The sequence below is a fragment of the Bradyrhizobium sp. i1.15.2 genome, assembly GCF_040548425.1.
GTDB classification, from domain to species: Bacteria; Pseudomonadota; Alphaproteobacteria; order Rhizobiales; family Xanthobacteraceae; genus Bradyrhizobium; species Bradyrhizobium canariense.
Genome location: NZ_JBEPRQ010000002.1, coordinates 539125 through 561583, shown reverse-complemented (window position 1 = coordinate 561583; position 22459 = coordinate 539125). Strand labels below are relative to the sequence as shown.

Sequence of the window (22459 nt, the reverse complement as noted above, 5' to 3'; positions counted from 1 at the left end):
GCCCACCCTACGGCACCGCCGAACTACTCCGCGGTCCAGCCGCCGTCGATCGACAGGTTGGTGCCGGTGATCTGCGCGGCATCGTCGCCGCACAGGAACAGCGCGAGGGCCGCGACCTGCTCGGAGGTGACGAACTCCTTGGTCGGCTGCGCGTCGAGCAGCACGTCGTTGATGACCTGCTCGCGCGTGAGATTGCGGGCCTTCATGGTGTCGGGGATCTGCTTCTCCACCAGCGGCGTCCAGACATAGCCCGGGCTGATGCAGTTGCAGGTGATCTTGCTGGTCGCGACCTCCAGCGCCACGGTCTTGGTCAGGCCGGCGATGCCGTGCTTGGCCGACACATAGGCCGACTTGAAGGGCGAGGCGACCAGCGAGTGCGCGGAAGCAGTATTGATGATGCGGCCCCAACCCTTCTTCTTCATGCCCGGGACGGCGGCGCGAATGGCATGGAAGGCCGAGGACAGGTTGATCGCGATGATCTGGTCCCATTTCTCCGGCGGGAATTCCTCGATCGGCGAGACGAACTGGATGCCCGCATTGTTGACGAGGATGTCGACCGAACCAAAACTCTTCTCGCCGAGCGCGATCATCCCGGCGATTTCGGCGGGCTTGGTCATGTCGGCGGGCGAATAGACCGCCTTCACGCCGAAATCGGACTCGATCTTGGTGCGCTCCTTCTCGATGTCCTCCGGCGAGCCGAAGCCGTTGATGACGACGTTGGCGCCGGCGGCGGCGAAGGCGCGCGCATAGGCGAGCCCGATGCCGCTGGTCGACCCGGTCACGACGGCGTTCTTGCCTGACAGACTTCCCATATTACTCGCTCCTTTTTGGCGGGGGCGCAGTGACGTCCCCCGTGAGATCGTAGGTCACCATGGTCTCGCCGGATTGCGGCCGCTCGAGCCAGTCCTTGTGGCGCATCGACAGATGCACGTCACGCACGCCGGCTTCCCAATGCTCGACCATGGCGACATGCGAGAAATCGTAATCCTTGGACGAGGATTCGTAGTTCTTGCTGCGGTAGATCAGGTGCACCACAGTCACAGTGCTTTCGCGCGATACCTTGGCAAGGAATTCCACGGAAGGGTCGTTCTTGAGATAATCGGGCAATTTGGAAATCAGGTCGCGCACGGCCCTGCGGGCGTTGTGCACCTGCTTGTTCTTGTCGGTGTTCATCCGCGTGCGGCTCGAGAAGCGGATGTCCTTCTCGCGCTCGGTCGCCTCGAGCAGCGAGGTCGGCAGATCGCCGCGAGCGCTGAAAAGGTCGATCTGGAAGATGAGAAGATCGCGGTCGGTCTCGGCGTCCAGCACGTAGTCGAGCGGCGTGTTGGAGGCGATGCCGCCATCCCAATAATGCTCGCCCTCGATCACAACGGACGGAAAGCCGGGCGGCAGCGCGCCGGAGGCCATGATGTGCTCGGGGCCGATTTTCTTGCCGAGCTTCCTGAACTCGAAATTGTCGAAATATTTGAAGTTGCCGGAAGTGACGCCGACGGCACCGACCGACAGCCGCGTCTTCAGATCATTGATGCGGTCGAAATCGACCAGACGCTCCAGCGTCTTCTTCAGCGGTGCGGTGTCGTAATAGCTCTCGGCCTGCGGGCTGCCGGGCGGCCAGAGCGGCGCGGGCGGAATGCGCGGCGTGAAGAAGCCGGGCACGCCGAAGGTCGCGATCAATGCGGCGCTGGTCGAGTTGAACAGCTCGCGGCTGTGGTCGCTCTTGCCGATCGGCTTCCACGGCACCGGCGCGGAGACCATCTCCCAGAATTCCTTGAGCCGCTTGACGCGCGTCTGCCCTTCGTTGCCGGCGATGATCGCGGCATTGACCGCGCCGATCGAGATGCCGGCGACCCAGTCCGGCTCGAAGCCGGCATGGCAGAGCGACTGAAAGGCGCCGGCCTGATAGGAGCCGAGCGCGCCGCCGCCCTGGAGGACCAGGACACGTTGCGCGTTCGCGGGGATTGTTGCGACTTCTGGACTATGATCAATCATGCGGGAACAGTAGCAGATGGCGAGCGACCGTGGCGACAGTCTGCCGCGGCGTCAATGCATCCCGGGATCAAGTCTGGCTTATCGGGCGTCCGTCGAGGCCAGGATCATGGTCCAGAACACCTTGTATTTGGTGCCGGGAGCATAGCCCGCCGCGATGCCCAATTTTGTGACACCGCTCTTGAGCATGTTGGCGCGGTGCGGGGGCGAGTCGCGCCAGCCGGAAAACGCTTCCGCCAGCGTATGATAGCCGGCCGAGACGTTCTCGACCGCAACGGTCGCCGGATAGCCGCCGGCGCTGAGGCGCTTGGCCAGCGGCGCGCGGACGTCATGGTCCATCTTGTTGGCGGCAGCCATGGCCTGGGACTGGGATTCGGCGAGACTCATCAGGGCAGGATCGATCACGACGGTCCCGAGCCCGTTATTCTGGCGGTATTGCGAGATCATGATCGCGGCCGCCTGCGCATCGAGCTTGGAGCCCGGAACGGACATATCGGCATACATGGACGGCTGCTGGACCGGTGCCTCGTTGCCGGCGCAGCCGGCGAGCAGCAAAAGAATGAGTATCGCGGCCGCGGCGCGCATGAACAGGAGCCCCCAAATCAGGGGCCGTTGTTGCATACCAACCGTGGCTGAAAGGTGAATATTGAGGAAAAATTGATCCGTCGCGCCTGCTCAGGTGCCCGCAAAGATCCGGTAGCGGCGGGGCTCCAGGCCGATCGTGTCGCCGGCGCGCAGTTCCCTGTCGCGGGGAGCGTCAATCTCGATGGTTTCTCCGCCTGATAGTGCCACCTCGGCTCGCTGCACGGGACCGAAATTCCGGACATGCCGCACGGCGCCCTCAAAGGCACCGCTGCCGGGCGGGCCAACCAACATGTCGTGTCGCCGCACGAACAGTCTTGACGCGCCAGGCGCATGCCCGTCTGCCGCGAGCCGAAGCGGCCGGTCGCCAAGCCTGACGACGCCCTCGGCGATCAGGACCGGAAGCTCGATGGATTCGCCGATGAAGCTGTGGACGAAGGCGGTCGCCGGGCTCTCATAGACGTCATCGGGCGAGCCGATCTGCTCGATCTTGCCCTTGTCCATCACCACCACGCGGTTGGCGACTTCGAGCGCCTCCTCCTGATCATGGGTGACGAAGATCGAGGTGACGTTGATCTCGTGGTGCAGCGAACGCAACCATTTGCGCAGCTCCTTGCGCACCTTGGCATCAAGCGCGCCGAAGGGTTCGTCGAGCAGCAGGATGCGCGGCTCGATCGCGAGCGCGCGGGCCAGCGCGATGCGCTGGCGCTGGCCGCCGGAGAGCTGGCTCGGATAACGGTCGGCGAGCCAGTCGAGCTGCACGAGATCGAGCAGCTCCTTGACGCGCGCGCGGATGGTCGCTTCGTCCTTGCGGATCGCGCGCGGCTGCACGCGCAGCCCGAAGGCCACGTTCTCGAACACCGTCATGTGGCGGAACAGCGCGTAGTGCTGAAATACGAATCCGACGTGCCGCTCGCGCGCGCCCTGCGCCAACGCATCCTCGCCGTTGAAGGACACCTCGCCGGAATCGGGCCAGTCGAGCCCGGCGATGATCCGCAGCAGCGTTGTTTTGCCCGAGCCAGACGGCCCGAGCAGCGCCAGCAGCTCGCCGTCATTGACCTTGAGGTCGACGCCGTCGAGGGCTTTGAAACTGCCGAACTTCTTGACGAGATTCCTGACTTCAATGCTCACTTGCGTCATGTCCTTCGTCGAGGTGATTTTCCAGAACGGTCTTGGCGATCAGCGTGATCAGCGCCAGCATCGCCAGCAGCGAGGCGATCGCGAACGCCGCGACGAACTGGTATTCGTTGTAGAGAATCTCGACCAGCAGCGGCATGGTGTTGGTCTCGCCGCGGATATGGCCGGAGACGACGGAGACCGCGCCGAACTCGCCCATCGCGCGCGCGTTGCAGAGCAGGACGCCGTAGAGCACGCCCCATTTGATATTGGGCAGCGTGACGCGGAAGAAGGTCTGCAGGCCCGAGGCGCCGAGCGAGATCGCGGCCTCCTCCTCCTGCGTGCCCTGCTCCTGCATCAGCGGGATCAACGCCCGCGCCACGAAGGGGAAGGTCACGAAGGTGGTCGCAAGCGCGATGCCGGGCACCGCGAACAGGATCTGGATGTCGTGATCGCGCAGCCAGCCGCCGAAATAGCCCTGCGCGCCGAACAGCAGCACGAAGACGAGACCCGAGATCACCGGGCTGACCGAGAACGGCAAATCGATCAGCGTGATCAGGAAGGTCTTGCCCGAGAATTCGAATTTTGCAATCGCCCAGGCCGCGACGAGACCGAACACGAGATTGAGACCAACCGAGATGGCCGCCACCACGAGCGTCAGCTTGATCGCGGACAACGCTTCCGGGTCGGCGAGCGCGGAGAGATAGGCGAGGACGCCCCTTGAGAAAGCTTGTGCGAAGACCAGGGCCAGCGGCAGCACGACGAACATGGTGAGAAAGATCACCGCCAGCGCGATGATGACGATGCGGACCGCCTTTGGCTCGGTGCGGAGATTGTTGCGTGCGGCCGCGGCATGCGCGCGTGCCCTGGCGTCCGGAGCCGAAAGTGAGACGGAATCTGCGATCTGCATCGTCATCGCATCCTCCTCAGCGCACAGGTATCCGGCTCTGCGCCCAGCGCTGGAGCCGGTTGACGGCGAAGATGATGACGAAGGAGACGACGAGCATGACGACGGCGATCGCGGTCGCGTCGGCATAGCGAAACTCCGATAGCCGGATCACGATCAGGAGCGGCGCGATCTCGGAGACGTTGGGCAGATTGCCGGCGATGAAGATCACCGAGCCGTATTCGCCGACGGCGCGGGCGAAGGCGAGCGCGAGGCCCGTGAGCAGCGCCGGCCCCAGCGAGGGCAGGATCACGCGAATGATGGTCTGCCAGCGACTGGCGCCGAGACTGCCCGCGGCTTCCTCAATCTCGGGGTCGATATCCTGGAGCACCGGCTGCACCGTACGCACCACGAAGGGGATGCCGATGAAGATCATGGCGACGAAGATGCCGACCGGCGTAAACGCCACCTTGATGCCGAGCGCGGCAAGCGGCGCACCCAGCCAGCCCTTCTCGGCGAACAGGGCGGTCAGCGCGACGCCGGCAACGGCCGTCGGCAGTGCGAACGGCACATCAACGATGGCATCGAAGATGCGCCGGCCCGGAAAGCGGTAGCGCACCAGCGCCCAGACGATGATGCTGCCCATTACCAGATTGACGCAGGCCGCCGCGAAAGCGAGTCCGAACGACACCCGCAGCGCGTTCAGGGTGCGGCGGCTGGAGAGGATGTTCCAGAATTGCTCGGGGCTCAGCTCAAGCGATTTCAGGAACAGCCCGGCGAGCGGAATCAGGATGATCAGGGTCAGCCAGGAAAGCGTCAGTCCCATGGTGAGACCAAAGCCCGGCAATGTCCGGCGTCGTGCTGCGATTACGCTCACCAGGCCCCCTGCTAAAGCCCCTCCGACGGCGCCCGATCAGTTCTTGTAAATCTGATCGAAGACGCCACCGTCGGCAAAATGTTCCTTCTGCGCCTTGGTCCAACCACCAAAAACGTTGTCGATCGTGAATAGTTCGACCTTGGCGAAGGCGTTTTCGTATTTTTTCGCGATCTCGGCATCGCGAGGACGATAGAAATTGCGCGCGGCGATCTCCTGACCTTCCTTGGTGTACCAGTACTGAAGGTAGGCGTCGGCAGCGTTGCGGGTGCCTTTTTTATCGGCGACCTTGTCGACAATCGTAACCGGCGGCTCGGCGAGGATCGACAGCGGCGGCGCGACGATCTCGAACTTTTCGGGGCCGAATTCCTTAAGCGCGAGATACGCCTCGTTCTCCCAGGCGAGCAGCACGTCGCCGACGCCGCGCTCGACGAAGGTCACGGTGGCGCCGCGCGCGCCGGTATCCAGCACCGGAACCTGCTGGTAGAGTTTTCCGATGAAGTCCTTGGCCTTGTCGGCCGAGCCGTATTTCTTCTGCGCAAAGCCCCAGGCGGCAAGATAATTCCAGCGCGCACCACCCGACGTCTTCGGGTTCGGCGTGATCACGGCAACGCCCGGCTTGAGCAGATCGTCCCAGTCCTTAATAGCCTTGGGATTGCCCTTCCGCACCAGGAACACGATGGTGGAGGTATAGGGCGATGAATTCTGCGGCAGTCGCTTCTGCCAGTCGGCTGCGGTGAGCCCTTTCCCGGCGATGGCGTCGATATCGTAGGCAAGCGCCAGCGTCACCACGTCGGCCTGCAATCCGTCGATCACCGCGCGCGCCTGCGATCCGCTGCCGCCATGCGACTGCTTGATCTCGACGCTCTTGCCGGTTTCCTTCTGATAGGCAGCCGCGAACGACTTGTTGAACTCGGCATAGAGCTCGCGCGTCGGATCGTACGACACGTTCAGCAGATTGATGTCAGCAGCGAGAGCCGAGCTTGCCAAAGAAGCCGTCACGAGGAGGCCTGCCGCGAGCGGGACGATACGGCGCATCATGTCCATCTCCATTTACCTCGACGACATCTGTGTCATCGATGGCATGCGGGCATAACTCGGGTCGAAACGCGCTCAAGTCAACGGAACCGGATTTCCTTGTTCGTAGCCGGGCAGCGCGACTGTGCTACGAAATCTTCATCGTATGGATGCCGCATTCTGTCTTCGCTCGGCCGCGCCAGCGACCGGCGCGTGCGTCCTCGCCTTCGGCCGTTCTGCTGGTGCAAGGCATACACCCAACCGACAGAAAACCGGAGGCGGCCAGTGGATGACGCGGCAATTTGGCGCGGACGAAAATCGCTTCGAGTTCCTCACGCGAGACATTGGCGAAGGGGTTGAACTTCAACCTTGTGCCATCGTCTTCGACCACAGGAATGTCGGCGCGGGTACTGCCCTGGAAGCGCTTGCGACCGTTGAGCCATGCATCGAACGGTTTCAGCGCACGCGCCAGCGGCTCGACCTTGCGAATACGGCAGCAGGCATCCGGATCGGAGAACCAGAGGTCGCGATCGCCATCCTCGCGCGCCAGCGTCTCCTCCGCCGGCTTGATCGAGCGGACATCCTTCAGGCCGAGCATCGCAATCAGCGTATCGCGATAGGCAAGCGTCTCCTCAAACAGCCAGCCGGTGTCGAGAAAAATCACCGGGATCGCCGGATCGACGTCGGCCATGACTTTCAACAGCGTCGCCGATTCCGTACCGAAGGACGACACCAGCGCGAGCTTGTCGCGACCGACCGCCTTCAAGGCCGCTGCGATGACCTCCGCGGGCGAGGCATCGCGCAAGGCACGATCAAGTTCCTGCGCCGAAGGCGGCGCAGAGCCGGATATGGGCGAAACCTGAGGCGCGATGACGCTCATGTGCCGACACCTTCGGAGTGGCGCAGCTGCATGCGCCGGTGCAGCGCGGTGATGCGGCCATCGCCGGTCGGCTGGTAGAACACCGAATAGCGCTTCGCGGTCTGCATGAAGGCTTCCGCGTCGGCCTGCTTCTTGACCTCGAAGGAATCGAAGCCGGCGCGCAGCATGAACACGAACTGGTCGCGCAGCACCTGGCCCGTGGCCCGCAATTCGCCGCGGTAGTTGTAACGCTCGCGCAGCAGCCGCGCCTGGCTGTAGGCGCGCCCGTCGCGGAAGGTCGGGAAGACCAGCGCGACCACGGCGATCTTGCCGAGGTAGGGCACCAGTTCGGCGATGTCGCGATTGTTCGGCCAGATCACGCCGACCTTGCCGGCCCGCTTGAGCAGCGTATCCACCTCGCCGATGAAACGCTCGGCCGGGACCAGGACATCGCCGCTCTCGGGTAGCGGCGTGTCGACGGCGAGCTTGACGAAGCTGTCGTCGGCGATCTTTCCGCCGTTAACGAGTGGCATAGACGCGCTCCTTGAAGGGTTCGACGCCGAGGCGCTTCACCGTGTCCATGAACAGCTCTTCGGGCCGCTCGCGCAGCGCCAGATAAGCTTCCACGATGTCCTCGACCACGTCGGCGACCTCGTCGAACTTGACGCCTGGACCGATCAGATTGCCCAGCGCGGCGCTCTCGTCGGCGCGGCCGCCGATGGTGATCTGGTAGACTTCCTCGCCGTTCTTCTCGACGCCGAGAATGCCGATATGGCCGACATGGTGATGGCCGCAGGCATTGATACAGCCGGAGATGTTGATGTGGAGCCGGCCGATCAGATTGGCGAGTTCGTGGTTGGCGAAGCGCCGCGTCAGCTCCTGCGCGATCGGAATCGAGCGCGCATTCGCCAGCGAGCAATAGTCGAGGCCCGGACAGGCGATGATGTCGGTGATCAGATTGACGTTCGGGGTTGCCAGCCCGAGCTTGTCGAGCGCCTTCCACAAGCCCGGCAGGTCGCGCTTGGCGACATGCGGCAGCGCCAGGTTCTGCTCGTGGCCCACGCGAATCTCACCGAAGGAATATTTGTCGGCGAGATCGGCGAGCGCATCCATCTGCTCGGCGGTGGCATCGCCCGGAGGCGCGCCGATCGGCTTCAGCGAGATCGTGACGATGGAATATCCCGGGTTCTTGTGCGGGGCGACCGAGTTCTTGCGCCATGCCTCGAAATCCGGATCGGCCGCGGCCTGGCGCAGTTCGTCCGGATTGTGCGGCAGCTTCTCGTAAGCGGGGTAGGTGAAACGCGAGCGGATGTCCTCGATCACCTCGTCGTCGATCTGGAGCGAGGAGTTGCGGATATGCTGCCACTCCTCCTCGACCTCGCGCGAGAATTTTTCGATGCCGAGCTCGTGCACCAGGATCTTGATGCGCGCCTTGTAGATGTTGTCGCGGCGGCCGTACTGGTTATAGACCCGCAGGATCGCCTCGATGTAGCTGAGGATGTCGCGGCCGTGGACGAAGTGCTTGATGGTCTTGGCGATGAACGGCGTGCGGCCGAGACCGCCGCCGACCAGCACCTCGAAGCCGGTTTCGCCCTTCTCGTTCTTGATCAGACGCAGGCCGATATCGTGGATCTTGATCGCGGCGCGATCGTGATCCGACGCGGTGATCGCGATCTTGAACTTGCGCGGCAGGAACGAGAATTCCGGATGCAGCGTGGTGTGCTGGCGGATCAGCTCCGACCAGATACGGGGATCCTCGATCTCGCCGGGCGCGACGCCGGCCCACTGGTCCGAGGTGACGTTGCGCATGTTGTTGCCGGAGGTCTGCATCGCATGGATGCCGACCTCGGCGAGATCAGCCAGCGCGTCCGGCAGTTCGGCGAGCTTGATCCAGTTGAACTGGATGTTCTGCCGCGTGGTGAAATGGCCGTAGCCGCGGTCGTATTTGCGCGCGACGTGGGCCAGCGCCCGCAACTGGTTCGACGCCAGCGTCCCGTAGGGGATCGCGACACGGAACATGTAGGCGTGCAGTTGCAGATAGACGCCGTTCTGAAGCCGCAGGATCTTGAACTCGTCTTCGGTGAGCTCGCCGGAGAGGCGGCGCTTCACCTGGTCGCGGAATTCCGAGACGCGCTCGTTGACGAGCGTGCGATCGATTTCGTCGTAAGCGTACATGAGAGAATGCCTTAAACCTGGACCGGCTGTCCGATGGTCACGCCGGTGCGGCGGATCTGTTCGCGCAGATTGCCGGGTTCGACCTTGCCGTCGGCGCCGACCTGTACCGGGGCGATATAGGGACCGATCGCGCCGACGTCATCGGCCACGGACTCGGCAAGCAACGCTTTCGCCTCGTCGGAGTTGCGCACGATCGCAGCTTCCGACAGGTCCGCGGACCAGCTCTTGGCGGCGGTACGGTACACCACGATGCCGTCCCAGGTGCGATTGGCGGTCACGACCGAGGGGCCGGCGATCTTGATCTTCTTCTGTTCAAGCGGGGAGGTCATTCGGCTGCATCCAATAGGTCAGAGATGATTTGCTTTGGGGTTTTCTCGGCGGTTTCGCGGCGAAGCGAGCCGGCATGCCGGACCACGTCGCCGATGATGAGAATGGCGGGACCGCCATGGGTCCGGCGCACCAGTTCGGGCAGGTCGCGCAGCGTGCCGATCGCGCCTTGCGCATCGGGACGCGTGACGCGGGCGAACACGCCGACGGGCGTCTCCGGCGAACGGCCGGCGGCCAGGAGACCGGCGCGTATGGCCGGCGCAGCCGTCATGCCCATGTAGACCACGACGGTCATCCTGGTGTCGGTCAGCGTCGACCAGTCCACGACTTCCGCGTCGCGCGCCTTGTGCGCGGTGAGGAAGGTGATGCGGGTGGCTTCATGACGGTAGGTGAGCGGCACCTCGAAATCGGCGGCGCCGCCGAGCCCTGCGGTGATGCCGGGAATGATCGAATAGGCAACGCCGGCGGCACGCAGGGCTTCGACTTCTTCGCCGCCGCGACCGAACACGAAGGGATCCCCGCCCTTCAGCCGCACCACGCGCTGGCCGGATTGCGCGGCCTCAATCATGCGCTTGTTGATGGCGTCCTGCCCGATGCCGGGCTTGCCGACGCGGCGTCCGACCGGCACGCGCGTGGTGTCGCGGCGGATGCGATCGAGAATCTCGGGCGAGACCAGCTCGTCATGGAAGACGATATCGGCGTCCTGGAGCGCGCGCAGCGCCTTGATGGTGAGCAGATCCGGATCACCCGGACCGGCGCCGACCAGCGCGACCGAGCCTTCCGGCTTGTCGGCCCGCGCGAACGCGGATGGATCGGAGATCGCCTTGAGCGCAGCGTCCGCCTCGCTTTTGCGGCCGGCCAGAACGGCGGCGCCGATCGGGCCGTCGATGATGCGCTCCCAGAAGCGGCGGCGCAGCGGAAACTCGGCAATACGTTCGTTGATGGATTTGCGGAAGCCGCCGATGAATTCGGCCAGCTCGCCGATGCGCGCCGGCAGCAGCGCCTCGATCTTTTCGCGCACGCGCCGCGCCACCACCGGCGACGTGCCGCCGGTGCCGACGGCGACGACGACATCGCCGCGATCGACGATCGCCGGGAAGATGAAGCTCGAATGCGCGAGATCGTCCATGACATTGACCGGCAGGCCGAGTGCCTTGGCGCGGGCCGACATCGCCACGCCGACATCGCCGGCGCCGGCGCAAACGACGGCGATGATGCCCGAGAGATCGGCGGTCAGCGGGTCGGCGGCCGCGATGTTGATACGCGCCGCGTCCTCGGAGCTCAGACCCAGGTCCTGATTGCCGTCGATCGCATGCACGCGGATGCGCGCACCGGCAGCGGCCAGAACGCGCAGCTTGGCGCGCAGAAGCTCACCCGCACCGATGAGGACCACCGGACCGGCCTTGAGATCGAGGAACACCGGCAAGAACCGCATACGATACTCGCTCCCCCCAGATCCGGGGTTGACTGGAATTATTTTCTATATATGTGTCGTTTCTAGCGCGCAAAGAGAAAATTTTTTCTTCTCTCTTGCACCGCAACTATAGAATTTTCGCCTCCAAACGCAAAGTGGCAGAGATGCATCTTCTCAAGGACAATTCCACCGCTGGCGGGCTGAGCAGCCCCGCTCTCGCCGAGCGCGTGCCCGCGCAAGAATTTTCTGCCGACCTGGCACCGAGCATGGACCATCTCGACCAGCTCGAGGCCCAGAGCATCTATATCTTCCGCGAAGCCTTCGGCCGCCTCAAGAAGATTGCCCTGCTGTGGTCGCTCGGCAAGGACTCCAACGTCATGATCTGGCTGGCGCGCAAGGCGTTCTTCGGCCGTCTGCCGTTCCCGGCCCTCCATGTCGACACCGGCAAGAAGTTTCCGGAGATGTATCGCTTCCGCGATCACTACGGCAAGAAATGGGATCTCGATCTACGCGTCGAGCCCTGCCCGCCGATTGATGCCGTCGACCCAACGTTGCCGCCGGCTGCCCGTTCCGCCGCGCGCAAGACCGAGGGCCTCAAGATGGCGCTCGCCAAATACGGTTTCGACGGACTGATCGCCGGCATCCGCCGCGACGAGGAGGCAACGCGCGCCAAGGAGCGCGTGTTCTCGCCGCGCGGCTTGGAGGGCAATTGGGACGTGCGCGATCAGCCGCCGGAGTTCTGGGACCATTTCAATGCGTCGCCGCCGCAAGGCGCGCATTTGCGCATCCATCCGATCCTGCATTGGACCGAGTCCGATATCTGGGCCTACACCAAGCGCGAGAACATCCCGATCATCCCGCTGTATCTGTCGCAAAACGGCAAGCGCTATCGCTCGCTGGGTGATCAGGACATCACCAATCCGGTCGCCTCAAACGCGTCGACCATCGACGAGATCCTGATCGAACTCGAGCAGACCAAGGTGCCGGAACGTTCCGGCCGCGCGCTCGATCACGAGACCGAGGACGCTTTCGAGCGCCTGCGTGTCGCCGGCTATCTCTGATCAAGGACGCGAGCGTCGTATGAACATGATCGTCACCCCCGCTTCGCCCGCCACCCCGAACGGCACCACGCGTCCGCAGGTCCGCATCGTCATCGTCGGCCATGTCGACCACGGCAAGTCGACGCTGGTCGGCCGCCTGCTGCACGAGACCGGCAGCCTGCCCGACGGTAAGCTCGACATGCTCAAGGCCGTCAGCGCGCGGCGCGGCATGCCGTTCGAATGGTCGTTCCTGCTCGACGCGCTCCAGACCGAGCGCGACCAGGGCATCACCATCGACACCACGCAGATCCGCTTCCGCACCAATTCGCGCGACATCGTGCTGATCGACGCACCCGGCCACGCCGAATTCCTGCGCAACATGATCACCGGCGCCTCGCAGGCCGACGGCGCGGTGCTGATCATCGACGCGCTCGAAGGCGTGCGCGACCAGACAAGGCGGCACGGCTATCTCCTGCATCTGCTCGGCGTGAAGCAGGTCGCTGTCGTCGTCAACAAGATGGACCGCGTCGACTTCTCCGCCGAACGCTTCAAGGAGATCAGCGACGAGATCTCGGCGCATCTGCAAGGCCTCGGCGTGAAGCCCACGGCCGTGATCCCGATTTCCGCCCGTGACGGCGACGGCGTCGCCGAGCGCACCGACCGCATCGACTGGTACAAGGGTCCGACCGTGGTCGAGGCGCTCGACCGGCTCGAGCCGGCGCGGCCGCTGGAAGCGCTGGCGCTGCGCCTGCCGGTGCAGGCGATCTACAAATTCGACGATCGCCGCATTGTTGCGGGCCGGATCGAATCCGGCAGCCTGGTTGCCGGCGACGAAATCGTGATCATGCCGGCCGGCAAGATCGCCAGGATCAAGACGGTCGAGAGCTGGCCGGTGACGCCGGTCGCAGGACGTCAGGGCGCAGGCCGCTCGGTCGGCATCACGCTCGACCGCGAGCTGTTCCTCGAACGCGGCGATATCATCGCGCATACGAACAGCGCGCCGCGCGAGACGCGACGGCTGCGCGCGCGGATCTTCTGGCTGCACGACAAGCCGCTGGCCAAGGGCGACCAGCTCCTGGTTCGCTGCGGACCGAAGGAAAGCCGCGCCACTGTCGTCGCAATCGAGAAGGCGGTCGATCCCGGCGAGCTGTCGAGCGTCGAGAACAAGGCGATCGGGCGCAACCATGTCGGCGAGATCGACATTTCCCTTTCGAATCCGATTGCCACCGATCCCTACACCGAGAATCCGCGCACCGGCCGTCTCGTGATCGAGGTGTCCGGGCGCATCGCCGGCGGCGGTCTCGTGCTGTCGGTCGACGCCGGTCAGCGCGCTCTGCCCGTCGACATCGTGCCGGTGGAATCCGCGCTGCGGCCCGACGAGCGCTCCGCGCGCTATCGTCACAACGGCGCCGTGGTCTGGCTCACCGGCCTCCCCGCCTCCGGCAAGTCGACTCTCGCAAAAGCGCTGGAGCGGCGGCTGTTCAGCAATGGCGGCTCGCCGATCCTGCTCGACGGCGATACGCTACGCGCCGGGCTCAACAGCGATCTCGGCTTCTCGGCCGCCGATCGCAGCGAGAACATCCGCCGTCTCGCCGAAGTCGCGACGCATCTCGCCCGCAACGGCCACATCGCCATTGTCGCCGCCGTCTCGCCCGCCCGCGAGGACCGCGCCACCGCGCGCCGCATCGCCGACACTGCGTTCCGCGAGATTCACGTCGCGACGCCGGCGGAAATTTGCGAGGAGCGCGACCCCAAGGGCCACTACAAGAAGGCCCGCGCCGGCACGCTCGCGTCGTTCACCGGCATCGGCAACGACTACGAGACGCCGCAAGCCGCTGAGCTCGTGATCGACACCTCGACGCGGACGGTCGCCGAGGCGGCGGACGAGATCGAACGGATGCTCAAGACGACCGGCGTGCTGTTCGACGAACTCGTGGACCTCGCCGCGAATATTTGAGCCGGGCTGCTGCCCCGACCCGTGCTGTCGTCCTGGCGAAGGCCAGGACCCATACCGCGTGATTTATCGGTTGGGACGGCAGCAGTACCGGGACGAGTCTTCGCCTAACTCCTCCCTGGGGTAATGGGTCCTGGCTTTCGCCAGGACGACGCCGGGGAGAGATCGCGCCGAATGCTTCAGCAGCGGGCATCAAGGGCACGGCGCGTCCGCGCTCCCCACCTCGTCTTGACATTTTGACAACTTTTGGGGGCCTTCTCACGGCCCCGATTTTGGGGCTAATAAGACCCCGAAAGCCGCTCCTTGGAGCGCATTTTGCTGCTGTCGGGTCAAAAGCAGCCAAAAACAGCCATTTCCAACAAGAAAGCCCATCATGAAACGCGTCGACGCCCACGGATTGAAGATCGCTCCCGTCCTGTTCGATTTCATCGCCAAGGAAGCGGCCCCGAAGACGGGGATCGCGCCGGATGCGTTCTGGGCCGGGCTCGCCGCCATCATCAAGGAGTTGGGGCCGAAGAACCGCACGCTGCTCGCGGTGCGCGACACGTTGCAGGCCAAGATCGACGACTGGCACCGCGCCAACAAGGGCAAGGCGTTCGACCTCAACGCCTATACGGCCTTCCTGAAGGAGATCGGCTATCTCGTCCCGGAGCCGGCGACGCAGAAGGTCGAGACCGAAAATGTGGACGAAGAGATCGGCAAGATCTGCGGCCCGCAGCTCGTCGTGCCCCTGACCAACGCACGCTACGCGCTGAACGCGGCGAATGCGCGCTGGGGCTCGCTCTATGACGCCTTCTACGGCACCGACGCGATCCCGCACGATTCATCCGAGAGCGGCAAGGGTTACAACAAGGCGCGCGGCGACAAGGTGATCGCCAAGGCCAAGGCCTTCCTCGATGCCGCCGTGCCGCTGGCGACCGGCAGTCACACCGACGTCACCGCCTATAGCGTGGTCGCGGGCCAGCTCGCGGTGAAGCTGAAGAGCGGCAACGCCACCGCGCTGAAGAACGCCGCGCAATTCGCGGGCTTCCAGGGCGACGCAGCCGCACCGAGCGCGGTGCTGCTCGCCAACAACGGCCTGCATGTCGAGGTGAAAATCGACCGCACCAGCGCGATCGGCAAGGACGATCCGGCCGGCGTCGCGGACATGGTCATGGAGTCCGCGGTCTCCACGATTCTCGACATGGAAGACTCGGTCGCGGCCGTCGATGCCGAGGACAAGGTGCTGGTCTATCGCAACACGCTCGGCCTGATGAACGGCACGCTCTCGGCCGATTTCGAGAAGGGCGGCAAGACGCTGACGCGCTCGCTCAACGACGACCGCAGCTACAAGACGCCTGACGGCAAGGGCGAAGTGAAATTGCACGGTCGCAGCCTGCTCCTGATGCGCAATTGCGGTCACCACATGTTCACCGACGCGGTGCTGGACGAAAAGGGCGAGGAGATTCCGGAAGGCCTGCTCGACGCTGCCGTCTCCGGGCTTCTTGCTGTCCATGACTTGAAAGGCAACTCCAAGGTCAAGAACAGCCGCACCGGCTCGGCCTATATCGTCAAGCCGAAGATGCACGGCCCCGACGAGGTGTCGCTGACCTGCGAGATCTTCGACCGCGTCGAGAAGATGCTGTCGCTGCCCGAGAACACGCTCAAGGTCGGCATCATGGATGAGGAGCGGCGCACCACCGTCAACCTCAAGGCCTGCATTCAGCGCGCCTCCAAGCGCATCATGTTCATCAACACCGGCTTCCTCGACCGCACCGGCGACGAGATCCACACCTCGATGGAGGCGGGTCCGATGATCCGCAAGAACGAGATGAAGGCGCAGCCCTGGATCAAGTCCTATGAGGACTGGAACGTCGATATGGGCCTGACCTGTGGCCTGCCCGGCCATGCCCAGATCGGCAAAGGCATGTGGGCCGCGCCGGACAAGATGGCGGACATGCTGGCGCAGAAGCTCGCCCATCCGCAGGCCGGTGCCACCACCGCCTGGGTGCCCTCGCCGACCGCCGCGACGCTGCACGCGCTGCACTACCACCAGGTCAACGTCACCGCGCGCCAGCAGGAGCTCGCCAAGGGCGGCCCACGCGCAAAGCTTTCCGACATCCTCACCATCCCGGTGTCGAAGTCGAACTGGGCGCCCGACGACGTCAAGCAGGAGATCGACAACAATTGCCAGGGCATCCTCGGTTACGTCGTGCGCTGGATCGACCAGGGCGTCGGCTGCTCCAAGGTGCCTGACATCCACGACGTCGGCTTGATGGAGGATCGTGCCACCTTGCGCATTTCCAGCCAGCACCTCGCCAACTGGCTACACCAGGGCGTCATCACCGAAGCGCAGGTGATGGAATCGCTCAAGCGCATGGCGGTCGTGGTCGACAAGCAGAACGCGGGCGATCCCCTCTACAAGCCGATGGCGCCCGCCTTCGACGGCACGGCCTTCAAGGCGGCTAGCGACCTCGTCTTCAAGGGGCGCGAGCAGCCGAACGGCTACACCGAATACATCCTCACCGCCCGCCGCCGCGAGGCCAAAGGGGCGGGATAGGCCCGAATAGGCGAGCACCAAAAGCCCCGGCTCACGCCGGGGCTTTTTTGTTGGCGCAGCAGCCCGGATGGAGTGGAGCGTAATCCGAAGCCGCTATCGATTGGGGCAAGACCCGGATTGCGCTGCGCTCCATCCGGGCTACGAAAGCGCGGCTAGAACACGGCCAGATATTTCAGTAGCGACACGATGCCGATGATGATGACGACGACGCGCGCGATCTGCTTGGCGCGGCCGTCCATCGGCAGCATGTTGATGAGATAAAGTACGAGAATGACGACGAGAAAGGTGACGAGTACGCCGACCAGCATCGCTAGGACCCCCCTTTAGGCAAAATTGCTGACCCTCTCCTAACGCGCAACTCCCGGCTTGGTTCCATCGACGCAACCCTCTGCAACTTCTAGTAAATACGTACTTCTACGATCAGCCGGCCGGCCTAAAACTTTACCCTTTTCCTTTGAGATGCGGAAACCGTTTGGGCCGTGAGCCGCAAACGGCATGCGATTGCCTCGTCTTACGGGCCCCTTTTTCTGTTGTTGCCGGGGCGACTTCACGAACTTTGTATTGGGAATTGGGGGGACTTCGATGCTGAATCGTCTGACCGTATCCGCGCTGCTGAAGGCGGTGATCGCGATCACGTCGGTCTGCGTGGTGATCGTGCTCTCCCTTACCGCCTACGAGTCCTGGGATCGCCTGAAGACCGCCAATCGCATCTCGCAGATCGCCGACACGTCCGCCGATCTGTTCAAGGCGATGCACAATCTGCGCACCGACCGCTCGACCACGGTCCGCCTGCTGAACGCGACCGAGCCGATGGACGGCGAAATCGAGAAATATCTGCGCGCCCTGCGCGATGCCCAAATGCCCGCCATGGCGCGCGCGCTCGCGCTGCTGCCGGCCATGGACTTTCCGCAATCGGGCACTCTGGTACCGGAGCTCGCGCGCCTCTATAAGCTGCTGATCGAGGAGCAGAAGCAGTTCTGGGAGGATGTCGCCAAGCCGAAGGACCAGCGCCGCGCCAGCCTGCCCAAGGAATACATGGAAACGACGCAGGGCCTGCTCGACACGCTCGACAAGCTCTCGAACACGTTGGCCGCCACCGTCAATCACCTGGACGCCGCGATCGACCAGTTGCTGTCGATCAAACAGAACGCCTGGCTGCTCCGCAACACAGCAGGCGAAGCTTCGCTGATCGTCTCGACCGGGCTGGCCGCCGGCAAGATCACGCCGGAGGGCCGCTACGCCTATACCCAACATGTCGGCGGCACGAGCGCGATGTGGAAGGCGCTGGAGTTGTCGACGGCCGGCATGCAGTTGCCGGCGGGGCTCGCCTCCGCGATGGCCTCCGCCAAGACCTCCTATTTCGAGCCGCAGTATCTGGCCTTGCGCGACCGTCTCGCGGACGCGCTGGTCAAGGGTGAGAAGCCCGAGATGACGGCGAACCAATGGAGCCCGCTCACGGTCGGCCGGATGGCGAGCGCGGTCGCAGTGGCAGAAGGTGCGCTCGATGCTGCCAAGATCCACACCCAGGAGCAGCGCGGCGCCGCAGAGCGCGCACTGATCGTACAGCTTACGCTGCTGGCGCTCGCCGTGGGGCTTGCCGTCGGCGCGATCATGCTGGTCAGCCGCCGCGTCATCACTCCGCTCAACACCATCCGCGACGCCATGCTGAAGGTCGCCGGCGGCGACCTTGCTGTCGACAGCGGCTATCTCGATCGCAACGACGAGATCGGCGCGCTTGCCGGCGCGCTGGAGACCTTCAAGCAGCAGGCCAACGAGAAGCTCACGATCGAGGCGCAGGAGCGCGAACGCAATGCGGGCGCCTCCGCGCGCCAGCGCGCCGTCGAGACCTATGTCGGCGAGTTCGAGGGCGCGGTGCGCAAGACGCTCGGCGAGTTGAGCGAAGCCTCCGGCGAGATGCGCAAGACCTCGGGCGATCTCTCCGCGGTGTCGCGGCAGACCAACGACCGCGTTCAGGTCGCGGGCAAGGCCTCCAACGACGCCTCCATGAGCGTCGACAGCGTCGCCGCCGCAGCGGAAGAGCTCAGCGCCTCGATCAACGACATCAGCCAGCAGGCCGCGCATGCCGCGGGTATCGCCAGCCGCGCCGTGACCCAGGCACGCGAGACCGACGGCACGGTGCAGGGACTTCAGAAGTCGGCCGGTCGCATCGGCGAGGTCGTGGGCCTGATCAACACCATTGCGCAGCAGACCAATTTGCTCGCGCTCAACGCCACGATCGAGGCCGCCCGCGCCGGAGAAGCCGGGCGTGGCTTTGCCGTGGTCGCCTCCGAGGTGAAGTCGCTGGCGAGCCAGACAGCCAAGGCGACCGAGGAGATCTCCGAGCAGATCGCCGACATCCAGAAGGTCGCGGGCGACGCCATCAGCGCGATCCAGACCATCGGTGGCATCATCGGCGAAGTGAACGAGGTCGCGACCGCAATCGCTGCCGCCGTGCAGGAGCAGGGTGCGGCCACGCAAGAGATCACCCGCAGCACTCAGTTTGCGGCGCAGGGCACCAAGAACGTCTCGGACAACATCACCGGCGTCAAATCCGATGCTGACGCTGCTGCCGCCGCCGCCGACAACGTGAAGCATGCCTCCGAGATGCTGGAGAGCCAGAGCCGCCAGCTCGGCCATGAGGTCAGCGACTTCCTCGGCAAGATTCGCGCAGCGTAGCGTGGGTATATGGGAACGACGAGCCACACATGCCGGTGTCGTCCTGGCGAAAGCCAGGACCCATAGCCACCCCACTCTGCAAGGGGCAGGCTGGTGGTCAGCGGTGTGGGGGCAACACCGGCATTTGGGGTAATGGGTCCTGGCTTTCGCCAGGACGACCTTGAGGGCTACTCCTTCGCCACCACCGGCACTTGGCGGAATCTTGCGCGCACCGAATCCGGCAGCGGGGAGAAATTCATCGCGACACCGCGGCGGTCGTTGGCATTGCGGCTGGCGACCACCAGGCCGTCGGCGCCCGCGACGATGTCACCTTTGCGCAAGGTGGGATCGTCGTCGACCTTGACCTGAGCGAGCCCGACCGGATCCTTGCCGTTGCAGGTGCAGCCTGAGACAATCTCATTGCGATAGCGGAACGCGTTAGGCAGGTCGGAATAGGATTTCCCCTTCTCCGTCGTCGCGTCGTCGATGTTGCCGCCATAGACCAGCGACGTCTCCGAGGCCGGGCAGAAGCTCTTGCAGGATTGCGCCTTGCTCTCGGAATCGTTTCCCTGCGCCGGGAAGTAACGTCCGTCGCAGCCGCGCACGCAATAGGCCGTGCCGCCGCCATAGGACGCCCGTTGACGCGGCGCGTCGTAGCGTGGCGTGTCATCGGTCTGGAACGGCATGCGAATCTCGGGCGCCGGTCGCCCGCGGAAGCCGCCGAACAGCGCCGAGAAAAAGTCCTCCGCATGGGCCGATGGCGTCAGCGCGAGGCCGACGGAGGCAACGGCGACGAACGCCACCGCGCCACCGGCGAGTTTGCCGATCGAACGTCTCTTCATGTGACCTCACACGATCCTTAGTTCACGGCCGAATTCGAAACGTTCAGCGCCTGCCGGCCCGAGGGCAGCGCCGTCACGGCCGGGCGCTTGCGCACGGAATCGCTACCTTTCGCCATCAGCGGCGCGTTCTTCGGCAGCACAACGACCTTGGCGCCGACATTGACGCGGCCGAACAGGTCGGTGACGTCCTCATTGGTCATGCGGATGCAGCCGGACGAGACGAACTTGCCGATCGTGGTGGGATCGTTGGTGCCATGGATGCGGTATTCGCTCGACCCGAGATACATCGCACGCGCGCCGAGCGGATTGCCGGGGCCGCCAGCGACGAAGCGAGGCAGATAAGGTTGTCGCGCAATCATCTCAGCCGGCGGATGCCAGTCCGGCCATTCCGCCTTGCGGCTGACGCTCTGCACGCCCGACCAGGTAAAACCCTCGCGCCCGACGCCGACGCCATAACGGATGGCGCGGCCCTGGCCGAGCACGTAATAGAGATAAGTATTGTTGGTATCGATGACGATGGTACCGGCCGGCTCGCTGCGGTCGAAGCTGACAATCTGCCTGCGCAGGCGATCGGGCAGCGCGGCATCCTCGTCGGCGGCCTGCGCGTTCGGGCTTGCATAGCCCTGATTCGCATAGCCTTGGTTCGCATAGCCTTGGTTTGCATACCCTTGGCTCGCATAACCCTGCGAATAGCCCTGGTCCTGCGGGTAGGGCTGATGCGGATAGGTGTAGCCCAGCGTCTGTGCGCTCGCGGCGCCGAACGGCACTGCCAGCAAAGCGGTTGCGAACGCGAATGCGGTGATGCGGCGCGGCGATATGCGGCGTCGGACTGCAGAGAACTTCGTCATGTGCTGCCCCGTTGGATGCCTGCATCAGGGTGATGCGCTGGTTCGATCAACGCGGCCGAGCCGATACAAGTTCCGCTGCGGGATGCAGCAGCAACGTCACAGTCAAGCGAGCACCTCTTCACGAAGCCGCGATGGAACCCGCAGGGCGCTTGGACGTTCTCCCGTGATCACAGGCGCGAGGACCGAAGACTCCGTGCCGGAGAGGTATTGTGCGCGTCCTTCCCAGTGAACGTATAATTCCCGGCAACGGCGAAGGCACTCCGCTTCCCGAGAGCCACGGCGAACTCCCCCCGGTGATCCGCCGCACAGAGCTCGTCGCCTTCTCGCTCGCCGGGCTGCTCCTCATCGCAATCGTCGCGGTACTCTATGTCGGTAAGGCGTTCTTCCTGCCTGTCGTGATGGCGTTCGTCACCGGCACGATGCTCTCGCCGGCAGCGACCTTTCTGGAGAACCGGAAAGTGCCGCGCGGGCTTGCCGCCGTCTTGATCGTGTTCGCGGTGACCGCCGTGGTCGGCTTCATCGTCGCGCTGATCGCCTCGCCGGCGATGGAATGGAGCTCGCGCCTGCCCGAACTCGGCACCCAGCTGAAAGACAAGGTCCACGTGTTCGACCGGCCGCTGGCGCTGTGGCGAGAGCTGCAGACGATGCTCGGCGGCTCGGAGGGATTGCCGAGCTTCCAGATGCCGAAATTCGATTGGGTGCAGCCGACGATCGAATTCCTGTCACCGACCTTTACCGAATTCCTGCTGTTCTTCGTCACGCTGATCCTGTTCATCGCCAGCTGGCGGGACCTGCGACGGGCGATGATCATGACCTTCAGCGATCATGAGGCACGGCTGCGCACGCTTCGCATCCTCAACGAGATCGAGGTCCATCTCGGCAACTATCTCTTGACCGTGACCCTCATCAATGTCGGCGTCGGCGTCGCCGCCGGCATCGTCTGCGCGCTCACCGGAATGCCCAATCCGGCTGGCCTCGGCGCGCTCGCGGCCACCCTCAATTTCATTCCGATCATCGGACCGGTGGCCATGTTCGCCATTCTGGTCGTGGTGGGACTGGTCACCTTCCCGACCGTCAGCGGCGGCCTGATGGCGGCGCTCGCCTTTGGCGGCATCACCTTCCTGGAGGGACATTTCGTCACGCCGACCATCATCGGCCGGCGGCTGGCGCTCAATGCGCTCGCGGTGCTGCTGGCGCTGGCGTTCTGGACCTGGCTGTGGGGCCCGATGGGCGCGTTCCTGTCGTCGCCGCTGCTGATCGTCGCCCTGATCCTGAAGGAGCATCTGTTGCCGCAGGATTCGCCGCAGCTCCCGCAGGACTGACCGGTTTCCGTGAACGGAACTTA

20 protein-coding genes are annotated in these 22459 nt (G+C 64.4%); 5 read left to right on the top strand and 15 right to left on the bottom strand.

Annotated features, from left to right (window positions below; translation table 11 throughout):
* Positions 1 to 23: 23 nt before the first annotated feature.
* The 12 genes from ABIB80_RS07445 to cysG all read right to left on the bottom strand — a co-directional run bounded on the left by ABIB80_RS07445 (position 24) and on the right by cysG (position 11257).
* On the bottom strand, positions 24 to 812 hold the full coding sequence (locus ABIB80_RS07445; RefSeq protein ID WP_007599857.1) for a 3-hydroxybutyrate dehydrogenase: 789 nt from the start codon (positions 810 to 812) through the stop codon (positions 24 to 26).
* 1 nt (position 813) lies between these two features.
* Entirely contained in the window at positions 814 to 1989 is a 1176-nt protein-coding gene (locus ABIB80_RS07440) for a DUF3734 domain-containing protein (protein ID WP_007599855.1), read from the bottom strand.
* 78 nt (positions 1990 to 2067) lie between these two features.
* Complete coding sequence (locus ABIB80_RS07435) at positions 2068 to 2571, bottom strand: CAP domain-containing protein (protein WP_007599852.1); 504 nt, start codon at positions 2569 to 2571, stop codon at positions 2068 to 2070.
* Positions 2572 to 2661: 90 nt separating this feature from the next.
* Positions 2662 to 3699 (bottom strand): sulfate/molybdate ABC transporter ATP-binding protein, encoded by a 1038-nt coding sequence (locus ABIB80_RS07430; RefSeq protein ID WP_007599851.1) that lies wholly within the window; start codon positions 3697 to 3699, stop codon positions 2662 to 2664.
* Complete coding sequence (gene cysW / locus ABIB80_RS07425; protein WP_007599850.1) at positions 3689 to 4600, bottom strand: sulfate ABC transporter permease subunit CysW; 912 nt, start codon at positions 4598 to 4600, stop codon at positions 3689 to 3691. Before cysW ends, ABIB80_RS07430 begins: the two co-directional genes overlap by 11 nt.
* A gap of 10 nt (positions 4601 to 4610) precedes the next feature.
* Complete coding sequence (gene cysT, locus ABIB80_RS07420; protein ID WP_007599849.1) at positions 4611 to 5396, bottom strand: sulfate ABC transporter permease subunit CysT; 786 nt, start codon at positions 5394 to 5396, stop codon at positions 4611 to 4613.
* Between the two features lie 87 nt (positions 5397 to 5483).
* Positions 5484 to 6497 carry a sulfate ABC transporter substrate-binding protein gene (locus ABIB80_RS07415; RefSeq protein WP_088941139.1) on the bottom strand — a complete coding sequence of 338 codons (1014 nt, stop codon included), beginning with the start codon at positions 6495 to 6497 and terminating at the stop codon, positions 5484 to 5486.
* Positions 6498 to 6609: 112 nt separating this feature from the next.
* The gene (locus ABIB80_RS07410; RefSeq protein ID WP_007599847.1) at positions 6610 to 7341 is read right to left on the bottom strand and encodes a phosphoadenylyl-sulfate reductase; all 732 of its coding nucleotides are present in this window, start codon (positions 7339 to 7341) and stop codon (positions 6610 to 6612) included.
* The gene (locus ABIB80_RS07405; RefSeq protein ID WP_007599845.1) at positions 7338 to 7853 is read right to left on the bottom strand and encodes a DUF934 domain-containing protein; all 516 of its coding nucleotides are present in this window, start codon (positions 7851 to 7853) and stop codon (positions 7338 to 7340) included. The genes ABIB80_RS07410 and ABIB80_RS07405 overlap by 4 nt, the downstream gene beginning before the upstream one ends.
* Positions 7840 to 9495 carry a nitrite/sulfite reductase gene (locus ABIB80_RS07400; RefSeq protein WP_007599843.1) on the bottom strand — a complete coding sequence of 552 codons (1656 nt, stop codon included), beginning with the start codon at positions 9493 to 9495 and terminating at the stop codon, positions 7840 to 7842. Before ABIB80_RS07400 ends, ABIB80_RS07405 begins: the two co-directional genes overlap by 14 nt.
* Positions 9496 to 9506: 11 nt before the next feature.
* Complete coding sequence (locus ABIB80_RS07395; RefSeq protein ID WP_007599842.1) at positions 9507 to 9824, bottom strand: DUF2849 domain-containing protein; 318 nt, start codon at positions 9822 to 9824, stop codon at positions 9507 to 9509.
* Positions 9821 to 11257: a siroheme synthase CysG gene (cysG, locus tag ABIB80_RS07390; RefSeq protein ID WP_007599840.1), complete on the bottom strand. Its 1437-nt coding sequence runs from the start codon at positions 11255 to 11257 to the stop codon at positions 9821 to 9823. The genes ABIB80_RS07395 and cysG overlap by 4 nt, the downstream gene beginning before the upstream one ends.
* Positions 11258 to 11502: 245 nt before the next feature.
* On the opposite strand from cysG, the gene cysD reads away from it, so the two are divergent.
* From cysD to ABIB80_RS07375, 3 genes are all read left to right on the top strand, one after another.
* Positions 11503 to 12297: a sulfate adenylyltransferase subunit CysD gene (cysD, locus tag ABIB80_RS07385; protein WP_035995422.1), complete on the top strand. Its 795-nt coding sequence runs from the start codon at positions 11503 to 11505 to the stop codon at positions 12295 to 12297.
* A gap of 19 nt (positions 12298 to 12316) precedes the next feature.
* Positions 12317 to 14233: an adenylyl-sulfate kinase gene (gene cysC, locus ABIB80_RS07380; RefSeq protein ID WP_007599836.1), complete on the top strand. Its 1917-nt coding sequence runs from the start codon at positions 12317 to 12319 to the stop codon at positions 14231 to 14233.
* Positions 14234 to 14603: 370 nt separating this feature from the next.
* Positions 14604 to 16769: a malate synthase G gene (locus tag ABIB80_RS07375; protein ID WP_007599834.1), complete on the top strand. Its 2166-nt coding sequence runs from the start codon at positions 14604 to 14606 to the stop codon at positions 16767 to 16769.
* Positions 16770 to 16921: 152 nt separating this feature from the next.
* Here the strand turns inward: ABIB80_RS07375 and ABIB80_RS07370 are convergent, their stop codons facing one another.
* Positions 16922 to 17077 (bottom strand): Thivi_2564 family membrane protein, encoded by a 156-nt coding sequence (locus ABIB80_RS07370; protein WP_007599832.1) that lies wholly within the window; start codon positions 17075 to 17077, stop codon positions 16922 to 16924.
* A 274-nt stretch (positions 17078 to 17351) separates the two neighbouring features.
* Here ABIB80_RS07370 and ABIB80_RS07365 point away from each other — a divergent pair, with 274 nt between their 5' ends.
* A complete protein-coding gene (locus ABIB80_RS07365) occupies positions 17352 to 19445 on the top strand; it encodes a methyl-accepting chemotaxis protein (RefSeq protein ID WP_219682894.1) in 2094 nt (697 codons plus the stop codon).
* Between the two features lie 167 nt (positions 19446 to 19612).
* Here the strand turns inward: ABIB80_RS07365 and ABIB80_RS07360 are convergent, their stop codons facing one another.
* Positions 19613 to 20266, bottom strand: a complete 654-nt coding sequence (locus ABIB80_RS07360) for a DUF2865 domain-containing protein (RefSeq protein ID WP_007599831.1) — start codon at positions 20264 to 20266, stop codon at positions 19613 to 19615.
* Positions 20267 to 20283: 17 nt separating this feature from the next.
* Positions 20284 to 21114, bottom strand: coding sequence for a L,D-transpeptidase (locus tag ABIB80_RS07355; protein WP_007599830.1), 831 nt, complete (start codon positions 21112 to 21114; stop codon positions 20284 to 20286).
* Positions 21115 to 21323: 209 nt separating this feature from the next.
* On the opposite strand from ABIB80_RS07355, the gene ABIB80_RS07350 reads away from it, so the two are divergent.
* The gene (locus ABIB80_RS07350; RefSeq protein WP_007599829.1) at positions 21324 to 22436 is read left to right on the top strand and encodes an AI-2E family transporter; all 1113 of its coding nucleotides are present in this window, start codon (positions 21324 to 21326) and stop codon (positions 22434 to 22436) included.
* Positions 22437 to 22459: the final 23 nt, after the last annotated feature.